8 protein-coding genes and 2 pseudogenes are annotated in these 9,892 nt (G+C 36.0%); 1 reads left to right on the top strand and 9 read right to left on the bottom strand.

Going from position 1 to position 9,892, the window contains the following annotated elements; all coding sequences use genetic code 11:
• Nucleotides 1–406: 406 nt before the first annotated feature.
• A complete protein-coding gene (locus PG766_RS16400) occupies nucleotides 407–844 on the bottom strand; it encodes an isochorismatase family protein (RefSeq protein WP_182438588.1) in 438 nt (145 codons plus the stop codon).
• A 1-nt stretch (nucleotide 845) separates the two neighbouring features.
• Between PG766_RS16400 and PG766_RS16395 the strand changes: the two are divergent.
• A pseudogene (locus tag PG766_RS16395) lies at nucleotides 846–2,426 on the top strand (IS1634 family transposase); the annotation flags it as partial.
• A 98-nt stretch (nucleotides 2,427–2,524) separates the two neighbouring features.
• Here the strand turns inward: PG766_RS16395 and PG766_RS17265 are convergent.
• The 8 genes and pseudogenes from PG766_RS17265 to PG766_RS16360 all read right to left on the bottom strand — a co-directional run.
• A complete protein-coding gene (locus PG766_RS17265; RefSeq protein WP_416810410.1) occupies nucleotides 2,525–2,791 on the bottom strand; it encodes an EamA family transporter in 267 nt (88 codons plus the stop codon).
• A 118-nt stretch (nucleotides 2,792–2,909) separates the two neighbouring features.
• Nucleotides 2,910–3,728 carry a DUF169 domain-containing protein gene (locus PG766_RS16390; RefSeq protein ID WP_118198638.1) on the bottom strand — a complete coding sequence of 273 codons (819 nt, stop codon included), beginning with the start codon at nucleotides 3,726–3,728 and terminating at the stop codon, nucleotides 2,910–2,912.
• Nucleotides 3,729–3,793: 65 nt separating this feature from the next.
• Nucleotides 3,794–5,401, bottom strand: coding sequence for an ABC transporter substrate-binding protein (locus tag PG766_RS16385; RefSeq protein ID WP_118198637.1), 1,608 nt, complete (start codon nucleotides 5,399–5,401; stop codon nucleotides 3,794–3,796).
• A gap of 74 nt (nucleotides 5,402–5,475) precedes the next feature.
• Nucleotides 5,476–6,435: an ABC transporter ATP-binding protein gene (locus PG766_RS16380; RefSeq protein ID WP_182438586.1), complete on the bottom strand. Its 960-nt coding sequence runs from the start codon at nucleotides 6,433–6,435 to the stop codon at nucleotides 5,476–5,478.
• Nucleotides 6,419–7,402, bottom strand: a complete 984-nt coding sequence (locus tag PG766_RS16375) for an ABC transporter ATP-binding protein (RefSeq protein WP_118198635.1) — start codon at nucleotides 7,400–7,402, stop codon at nucleotides 6,419–6,421. The genes PG766_RS16380 and PG766_RS16375 overlap by 17 nt, the downstream gene beginning before the upstream one ends.
• Nucleotides 7,403–7,414: 12 nt before the next feature.
• Entirely contained in the window at nucleotides 7,415–8,245 is an 831-nt protein-coding gene (locus tag PG766_RS16370) for an ABC transporter permease (protein WP_118198634.1), read from the bottom strand.
• Nucleotides 8,226–9,191: an ABC transporter permease gene (locus PG766_RS16365; protein WP_118198633.1), complete on the bottom strand. Its 966-nt coding sequence runs from the start codon at nucleotides 9,189–9,191 to the stop codon at nucleotides 8,226–8,228. Before PG766_RS16365 ends, PG766_RS16370 begins: the two co-directional genes overlap by 20 nt.
• A gap of 248 nt (nucleotides 9,192–9,439) precedes the next feature.
• Nucleotides 9,440–9,844, bottom strand: a pseudogene (locus PG766_RS16360) (uroporphyrinogen decarboxylase family protein); the annotation flags it as partial.
• Nucleotides 9,845–9,892 lie beyond the last annotated feature (48 nt).

Raw genomic sequence — 9,892 nt, 5'->3', positions numbered from 1 at the left:
ATTTTATTTTTTTAATTGTCTACTTGACGGGAAGCAGTTCAAGTTGCATATAGCTCTCTCTTTTTTATTTCAATTCAAGCTCCAATGTTCTATGCTCATTATGGCAAATCATTTTCTAAAGCAAGTATCGCCCAGAGTAACTCAAAACCCAGTTTCTGGATTTTGATTCTCTGACGAACTTGATGGAGATTACGATTCCCCATACCCTCGATATCACAAAACATAAAATTTTGTTATTAGCAAAAAAATAAATTCTCGCAGATTTCCGCTTTTCGCTCATAGTTGCCAAATCATTTTTTAACGATCAACTCCTACCAATTGCTTATCCAAAATTCTTTTATTCAAAAATGAATAAAAGCGGACTTCACAAAAAATATTGTACCACCAGACCGGAATTTGTTTATTCCTACTTTATTATTATCCCTATTTTTTCAAGATCCTCTTTGGTCTTTTCAAATCTCGACAAATTGGATACACCTACGCATCTCAAAAGAATAGAAACAATGAATCCGCATTTCACTGCCCCTTTTGCACTTGCCTTGATGCACGAATTTCCATCAACACCTATCATCTCTATCTCTGAAACACCCTTTGATTTAAGATATGAAATCAGTTCTTCAGATGAAAAGGCATCCGCCTGTCTTTTGCAAAACACATTATCTGATGCAAGAATGAGGTCGTCTGCAAACTCATCTGTTACCATTCCACTGCGAAGTTTCTTCGTGTTCTTAATATATACAATATCATACTGAGCCTTTTGAGCTTCCATTATCCTCTCGTTAATTCTCTGTACAATATCAGTTTCATATTTTGTGATATATGACTTTTGAATATCTATAACCAATAATGGAGTTGTTGAATGGGCTAATGAACAAGCGCGTCTTGAGACTCTGAAATATAAAAGTGAAAAAGAAGATGCTACTGTTATGATTCCGTTTCATTCCAACAGACTTATGGACTATCATAAACAGAAGCTTTTTTCTGGTGGATATCTTTTCCTTCAATCGATTTACTATGGGCTTAAGCTTGATTCTGTCTGCAGAAAAATCAAAAGCCGACATAAATTCGAGTATGATCTTAATGCTATTTTATCTGATTTAATTTACACAAGGGTTCTGGAACCTTCCAGCAAAAGGTCTTCCTTCCGAGCAGCAAAACAGTTCCTTGAGCCTCCAACTTATGAAATTCATGATGTGTGCCGAGCTCTTTCTGTTCTTGCTTCTGAAATGGATTTTATTCAATCAGAAGTTTATAAAAATAGCTTTTTTCTCGGTGGCAGAATGGATCGGATCCTTTATTATGATTGCACAAACTACTACTTTGAAAGCGAACAGGAAGATGGAGATAAAGAATACGGAAAAAGCAAAGAGCACCGTCCGAATCCCATTATTCAAATGGGACTCTTTACAGATGGTGACGGAATACCTTTGGCTTTCTCACTCTTTCCTGGAAACCAAAATGAGCAGAAATCCTTAAAACCTTTAGAAACAAAGATTCTCCAGCAATTCGGCTGTGATAAGTTTATCTATTGCAGTGACGCCGAACTTGCTTCTGAGGATAACCGTGTTCTTAATCACATGGGACAGAGGGCATTTATTGTCACTCAGTCCATCAAAAAGCTGCCTGCTGAAGACCGGGCATGGGCTTTAAAGAAAACTGGCTTCAAACGTCTCTCAGATGATAAGCCTGTTGACCTCACAAAACTGACAGATGATGACAAAAACCAGCTTTATTATAAAGACGAACCATTTACAACAAAAAAACTAGATCAAAGATTGATCATAACCTACTCCCCTAAATATGCCGCTTATCAGAAAGCCATCCGTGCGGAGCAGATCTGTCGGGCAGAAAAAATGGTTGCAAATGGCTCTCTAAAAAAACAGCGTAAAAATCCAAATGATCCTGCAAGATTTGTAAATAAGGTAGCTGTAGCCAATGAAGGAGAAAAAGCTAAGATCCACTATTATCTCAATACGGATAAGATTGCTGAAGAAGAAATGTATGACGGGCTTTATGCGGTATGTACAGACCTGCTTGATGATGACGTTGCAGATATCTTAAAAGTCAGTGAAGGAAGATGGCAGATTGAAGACTGTTTCAGAACTATGAAAACAGATTTTGAAGCCAGACCCGTTTACTTAAACCGTGAAGACCGAATTAAGGCTCATTTTCTTACCTGTTTTCTTGCTCTGTTACATTTCCGGTTATTAAACCGTTCCTTGAAAGGGACTTATACCACAGAACAATTACTTCACACTTTAAAAGACATAAAATTTGCGGATATAGAAGAACAGGGCTTCATGCCGGTATATGAGCGTCAGGAAATCACTGACGATCTCCATGAAACCTGCGGATTCAGAACGGACTATCAATTCATAACAAAACGGAAAATGAAAAGAATTCAGAAAAAAAGTAAGTGGAGATAAAACATTACTATATTTCGTGTATGCAGATAAAAGTGCCACACCCCTTGTATTTACACAACGTCATTAACTTAAAGCAGAAGATATTTATTCTAAAAGGATTAGATATCTTCTGCTTTTTTTGATATGCTTATATTGTAAAGAGAAACCATTTTTGTGATAATGAACCCAAGAATCACTGTAAACATCGGAGATAAAGCATTGATAATACTAACACTTGAAGCTGCAGTATAAAGTAATGCTATATTTTGAAAATAGAAGTACAATGTTACACCACATAATCCGCATAACACACATAGTAATTCTTCTTTTATTGAATTTAATTTCAAACGCTTTGGTAATATTATCCACAATGTAATATAGCCTATCAGGAATCAAAACAACAGAAGTTCCTCCGGCGATAACACATTTAAAGCTATTCTACTTAATACGGTTGCACTTCCCCATACTATGACACATGCTATACACTGTAAATGTCCGATTAGTTTACTCTGCTTGACTATTTTTTACCCTTTGAACAAAATCATCATATTCCTGCAAACATTTACCATAGTCAGTGTCTTTATCAATAATTATCCCAAGTTCATCTTCTGTATCAAGTCTGGAAAGTAATTCATCTTTTTCTTTATTATTTGCAACTGGATTTACAGTCATTATAATTCCTTCCGCAACACTATCGAATTGATTAATCGGCATAGCTACACCTAGTTCTCCGGGTGCACATTTTAAATATTTTCTTGCACCCTCACACATTAACGAGATATTTAGATCATTATTGAAGTATGGCTTTGATGTTAAGTCGGAACATGCAGCCTGGTTTCCTATTGTACAGAGATGTTTCGGAACCCCAAACTTATATGCGTATCCCTGTAAAACACGCATGACCTGTACTGCTTCTGTCACAATAATTACTATATCCGCATTTTCCATGTATTGCAGCGGACCCATTTCTACTCCATACACTTCATGTTGTAAATATTTCATCTCCTCCGTGATCTTTCTTGCTATAGAATGACTTTCGTATAACCCACAAACTGCATAACTGTTTCCTGTTACAACACTAATATCCGGTTTTTTTAGTCCAAGTGCATACGCTCCATAATCACAAAAAAAATTTTCTTTTGTAAGTTTGAAGTGAGATCCTTCCATCGCCCTCTTGACCATATTGCAATACGTTGTTCTTAAACCATACTCTTTAACTTCATTTTCATCATACTGCTCTTTGTAGTGAATAAATTTCACCCCAATAATCTCACGTTCCAGTTTTAAAACCTTTTTTATTTTGTTTACATTACTCGTTTTCATAGAACCTCCATGCAAAAATAAGAGGAATTTTTCATTTCCTCTTATACTTATTCGACAAAGCTATATTATTCTTCCACCCATGTATTCCAGAAAAATGGCTGACAATAATTTGCATATCCTTGAAGTTTTGCATTTGTAGCATTCATACGACTATAGTCAATCGTTTTTACATATGGAACATATTCCCAGAATGTATTATACCAATCCTGAACAAGTTTGTATCTTGCATCCTGATCAAGCTCTACTAACATTTTTGCAAAGATTTCGTCCATTTTCTTAGAATTTTCATCATCCCAGTTTGTGATCCATCCATTTGTTCCTACCCATGCACTCCAAACCTGTGGATCAGCATTCCATACACTAAAGTAAGCCAGATGAATTGCCCATCCTTCTTTCTGAGAACGTTTCTCCATAACTGTTGCACGGTCATACAATTCAACCTCTACATTAAATCCAATCTTCTCTAACTGTGATCTTAAATCTTCAGCACCCTGGCTCTCTACATTGTCATCTTTTCCCTGTACAATAACAACCGGTTCACCATTATAATCTGATTTTGCAAGATACTCTTTTGCCAGTTCTAAATCATTTTTAGCATAAACGCCTTCTCCAGCCTTTTCATCATACCAAACTGTAGATTTATCAAACAGACATCCGTCAAGACTCCAGAAATTTTCATCACCAATCTGAGCAGTAGCCAGTTCTTCAAGGTCAAGTCCAATTGCAACTGCTTTACGTGCATTCAAATCGTCAAACGGTGCAGCACCACAGTTAAATGTCAACATACCTTCAACATCAGAATCCATAATTTGCGGAACTGTATTTTCAGAACTTTCAACCTGACTGTACTTATCCTGAGAAATTTCCTCAGCAAACATAAACTCTCCAGTCTCTAATCCAGATATACGTACAGATTCATCTGTTACAAACTGAATGTTAATCTCGTTTGCATATGCAACTCTTTTTCCTGCAAATCCTGAAGCTTCACCTTCAACCGGAACATAATCATCAAATTTTACCAGTTTCACACTTGCATCCGGAACCCAGCTGTCAAATTTGTATGGACCTGTTCCAATGTGTTCTTCCAGAACATCGTTACCATATTTTTCAATCAAAGATGCTGGTCTTACAACCATCTTCTGATTTGATGTAGGTGATGCGATAACGTTAAGGAATGGTGCATATACACTGTTCAATTTTACAGAAACAGTATAATCGTCAACAACATCTACGCTATCCACATATTCACTCACAGAAATTCCCATCTCATTTACAGCAAACCATCTGTCAAAGGATGCTTTTACATCTTCTGCTTTCATTTCTGAACCATCATGGAAAAGCACACCTTCTCTTAAATGAAAAACATATGTTTTACCATCGTTTTCGATGTCACATGATTTAGCCAAATGAGGCACTGCTTCACTGGAAGCATTAAACTCATACAGCCCTTCATATACGTGATTCATTACAGCAGTAACTGTCCAGTCTGTGGATTGATCACTGTCAAGATTTGGTGGTGCAGCTTTGTAAGCAACAGTAATTGCTCCACTCTTGTCACCTGCACTCTCTGCCTTTTCTGCACTTTCTTCACTCTTACTTCCTGAACTACATCCCACTACAAACATAGCCAAAGAAAGAAGTAAAGCAATTACACTAAGTACTCTTTTTTTCATCTTATTTTCCTCTCATAATTTATATATTTAGTTACTTTCTTTATCTTAAGACAAACGGTGTAACCATTCCTTCGTCATCTTCTGCTATTGCAGCACATTGCAAAATGATTCTTTTCAACTTCAAAATATTCATGATGATAACTCATACAATAATCGGAAAACTCTTCACACCTGGAAGAAAACGGACACCAACCTGAGTTTGATATATCACCATCTTTTTTAGTTGTGATTTCTGCTTTTTTATCGATATTTTCAGGATCAACTGAAGGAATCGAAGAAATAAGAAGTTTTGTATAAGGATGCGTTGGGTTTTCAAAAATCTGTTGTTTCTCTCCATACTCCACCAATTCTCCAGCATACATAACCCCTATACGATCACTAATATATCTCACAACTGCCAGATCATGAGAAATAAATATGTATGCCATATGATATTTCTCCTGCAATTCTTTTAATAGATTAATAATCTGTGTCTGCACAAGCACATCTAACGCTGAAACAGCTTCATCACACACCAACAATTTCGGTTCTAGGATAATTGCTCTTGCAATACAGATTCTCTGTCTCTGACCTCCTGAAAATTCATGAGGATATCTTTTTAAATCCTCTACTTTCAAACCTACTGTCTGAATGACTTCTTCTGCTTTTTTTCTGCAATATGCCTTATCACCTCGTTTATGTACAAGTAATGGCTCAATCAGAATTTTTTCAATTTTCATCTTAGGGTTCAATGACGCATATGGATCCTGAAATACAATCTGAATATTTTCTCTAATCTTTTTTAATTCTTTTCCTGATAAATTACGGATATTTTTTCCTTCAAAGAATATTTCGCCTGCATCTGGCTTCAACAAACCGACAATCATTTTTCCTAATGTGGATTTTCCGCTTCCGGACTCTCCTACAATGGAGAATATTTCTCCTTCTTTAATATTCAAACACACTTCATTTACGGCTTTAAAAGAATTACGCTCTTTTGAAAAGATACTCTTTTCAAGAGAAAAGACCTTGGTAAGATTATTTACTTTCAGCATATTCTTTCGTTCCTTTCCAGCACCTAATCTGTCTCCCATCATTACAGAGTAAAAGTTCAGGATGATTTTGCTTGCACAACACCTTTGCGAAGTCACACCTATCTGCAAATCTACACCCCAAATGTTTCTCACCCGGCTGTGGAACTGCCCCAGGAACTGTTTTCAGCCTATCTGTTCCCTCATTCAATTGCTCAACCGCCTCTAATAATGCATTTGTATACGGATGAAGCGGTTGTTTAAAAATACTACTCACAGTTCCAATCTCAACCGCTTCTCCTGCATACATAACTAATACTTTATCAGCAAGTTCCGCAATTATTCCCCAGTTATGCGTGATCAGAAGCAGCGAGTTATGATATTGTTTTTTTAAATTACGAATCAGTTGAATAATCTGGGCCTGTACCGTTACATCTAATGCCGTTGTCGGCTCATCTGCAATAATCAGCTTCGGATTACATGCAAGAGCCATTGCAATCATCACCCTTTGTCTCATTCCTCCCGAAAATTCATGGGGGTACTGACGTATTCTTTTCTCCGGATAAGATATTCCCACCTGTCCTAAAAGTTCCAATATCCTTGTCCTTCTCTGTTGTCTGTCATATCCCAAATGGTATTTCAAACTTTCTCCTATCTGTTCTTCAATGGTTAACAGAGGATTCAACGAAGTCATTGGCTCTTGAAAAACCATACCAATATCTTTACCGCATATTCTTCTAATTTCTTTATCTGTCTTTTCCAGCAAGTCGCTGTCTTTAAAAAGAATATTGCCGGATGTAATTTCAATATTATTTGGAAGGAGTCTCATGATGCTTAATGCGGTCATGGTCTTTCCGCATCCTGACTCTCCCACTATTCCCAACGTCTCCCCCTCATTAATAGAAAAAGACAAATCATTTACCACAGAACAACTCATACCTTTTCTGTAAATACCAATATTGAGATTATTTACTTCTAATACTTTTTCCACTGTAATCACCTGCTATTTTTCAGTTAACTTCGGGTCAAAATAATCCCTCAGACCATCTCCCAAAAGATTCAATCCCAATACAATATATGCAATCATCAGACCTGGGTACAGAATGGTCCATGGAGCCACTGACATATATTTTCTGGCATCACTAACCATACCTCCAAGACTAGGCTCCGGAGCCTGAATTCCTACACCCAGATAACTTAATGCTGCTTCATCAAACACCGCAAGAGCAAAAATAAAAGTCATTTGCACAATAATCGGTGAAAGAATATTGGGAATAATATGATGAATGATAATATACGCATCACTGGCTCCAACCACTTTAACCGACTGAACATATTCAATCTCTCTCAACGAAAGAACCGAACTTCTCACAATCCGTGCCATTGTAGGGAAATATGCTACTGAAAGTGCTATGATAATATTAACTTTTCCTGTCCCTAAAATGCCCGCCAAAGCAATGGCAATAATAATAGATGGGAATGCCATGATACCATCTAAAATTCGCATTAGTATGTTATCTACTTTTTTGTAATAACCAGCCATAACACCTACAATAATACCCGCCACTGTACTCAAAACCGCAACAGAAAGACCAATAATCATAGATGCTCGCACCCCAAAAAACATTCTGCTCAAAACATCTCTTCCCATTTCATCTGTTCCAAGCTTATGTTGTACAGATGGGGCTGTAATCCTATCTTTTACTTCCACACCAATCGGATCATACTTTGTTATAACAGGACAAAAAACTGCTATAAAAACAGCACTCAAAACAATAATGATTCCAACAATTAAAAATATGTTACGTTTCTTTTTATTTACCTTCTTCTTCATATTGATACCTTACTTTCGGATCAAATACACAATATAATATGTCAACCAACAAATTCACCAAAAGATAAATTGTTGCAATAAATATCATAGACCCCTGAATTAATGGATAATCTCTTCTCATAATAGCATTAATTGCCATATTCCCCGTCCCCGGAATATTGAAAATAGTCTCCACAATCCATGTTCCACCTAATAACACCGCAAGACTAAAACCAGAAACTGTAATAATAGGAAGCATCGCATTTTTTAATGCATGTTTCATAATGACAACTTTTTCCGGTACTCCTTTTGCCCTAGCAGTTCTTAAATATTCTTTATTCAAAATATCTAACATTGCACTTCTAGTCATTCTGGCAATTTGTCCGCACTGCATAAATGCAATTGTAGTTCCTGGTAACACAAGATATTTTAACGTACCGATCAGTCCTACCTCTGCTATTGTTTTATATCCACACACCGGTAACCATCCCAATTTCACCGCAAATATCTCTATCATCATGATTGCAACCCAGAAACTGGGAGCTGAAATACCGGCAAGCGAAATAGCAATTGAAAGCTTATCTGCCCATTTTCCATGATTAAACGCTGCAATAATTCCTAATGAAATACCAATAAACATCCCCACAACCTGCCCATAAACAGCCAATAAAACAGTTGGTTCCATTCTTGTTATTATCATCTGTAATACAGGCTGATTGCCAAAAAGAGACTCTCCCAAGTCCCCATGTAACAAATTCATAAACCATATTCTAAATTGAACTAACAATGGTTTATCCAGATTTAACTGTTGTTGCATACTTAATATCTGTTCTTTTGATGCATGATCTCCTAACAATAATTTAACCGGATCTCCTGGCATCAAATGTGTAACAAAAAACGAAATCACTGTCACAACCAGCAAAACCGGTATAATTTTTAAAACTCTTTTACCTATATATCTAATCATTGAAACTACCTACTTAAGTTATCAGTTGAACTTCTACCTATTAGCATTTGACTACAATACATATCAATTTTATAATTTTCCCCCCTCCATGTCAAATTGATCATATCTATATATAGACTTATTTATTTATATTTTCAATATAAAAAGAATCAAGTACCTTGTTGCACTTGATTCTAATTCTGAATACTTTATTTAATTATGCATTCTAAAAGTGTAACCGTTCGAAATATTACCAATTACAATATACATCAACACGTATAATTTCCAAAATCTCTGCACGCTTTTAACATCGCATATAAATTGATACTTTTTGCATTCATAGGCAAATCACATGATGGCTGTAATATAAAACCTCTTCCAGTATATTTCATATCATCAATAATTTCTTTACACTTCCAATACACTTCTTCCGGCGTTGCAAAAGTCAAAAGTCCTGTCGAAACGTTCCCTGCATATATATAGTTCTGCCCCAATACCTGTGATACTTTTTTTAGTGGATTTTTTTCATCTGAACTGATAATGCTGCCTTTTTCTAGTTTTAATTCATTGTAACATTCTAAATTATGCATTTGATTACCACAAAGATGAATGACAAATTGCTTTAATCCTCTTTTTCTCAATTTGTCATGTATATCCAAAATATAGGGCAACCCGAATTCCTTAAATTATTTTGGGGAAATCAAGTCATTACTCTCAAATGG

Source organism: Coprococcus sp. LG101-27 (assembly GCF_027695515.1).
Classification (GTDB): Bacteria; Bacillota; Clostridia; order Lachnospirales; family Lachnospiraceae; genus Allocoprococcus; species Allocoprococcus comes.
Note: the sequence above shows the minus strand (reverse complement) of the source record. Positions and strands in the feature narration are given on the sequence as shown.

Excerpts from the sequence above, each read along its gene's own strand:
- PG766_RS16380 (WP_182438586.1), bottom strand. The coding sequence starts at position 6,435 with ATGCTGAAAGTAAATAATCTTACCAAGGTCTTTTCTCTTGAAAAGAGT.
- PG766_RS16370 (WP_118198634.1), bottom strand. The coding sequence starts at position 8,245 with ATGAAGAAGAAGGTAAATAAAAAGAAACGTAACATATTTTTAATTGTT.
- PG766_RS16365 (WP_118198633.1), bottom strand. The coding sequence starts at position 9,191 with ATGATTAGATATATAGGTAAAAGAGTTTTAAAAATTATACCGGTTTTG.
- PG766_RS16390 (WP_118198638.1), bottom strand. The coding sequence starts at position 3,728 with ATGAAAACGAGTAATGTAAACAAAATAAAAAAGGTTTTAAAACTGGAA.
- PG766_RS16385 (WP_118198637.1), bottom strand. The coding sequence starts at position 5,401 with ATGAAAAAAAGAGTACTTAGTGTAATTGCTTTACTTCTTTCTTTGGCT.